The 296-nt window shown below is 49.0% G+C and carries 1 pseudogene; it reads right to left on the bottom strand.

Annotated elements, in window-relative coordinates:
- Window positions 1–150: 150 nt before the first annotated feature.
- Window positions 151–296, bottom strand: a pseudogene (locus LJE12_RS20920) (DUF3847 domain-containing protein); the annotation flags it as partial.

The following is a 296-nucleotide window of genomic DNA, read 5'->3' as shown; positions in this document are numbered from 1 at the left end:
ATGATAAATTGCCATATCTGGCACCTCCTTTCGATGTTGCCTGCAACAGCGGATAGCCCTCGGCAGAGCGCACGAGCCCCGTAGGGGATACCACCGCCCGATTTATCGGGTGGTGAGTAAGTGCGCCCTTCGGGAGTAGAACTTGTGTATTTACATTCCTCTTAGCCGGAGCATCAGCTCCCGCTTTAGGGTATCTAAATCCATTTCTTTAATATGTGGAGCAATGCTTTCCAGAATCGCTCCTTCTTGAATCAATCTGCGTGTTCTGGCATTACGTTCCTTTTTACGGTTTCTTG

It is taken from the genome of Blautia sp. DFI.6.71 (assembly GCF_020593585.1).
Lineage (GTDB): Bacteria > Bacillota > Clostridia > Lachnospirales > Lachnospiraceae > Blautia_A > Blautia_A wexlerae.
The sequence above is the reverse complement of the archived record's forward strand: the minus strand, read 5'-3'. Positions and strand labels throughout refer to the sequence as shown.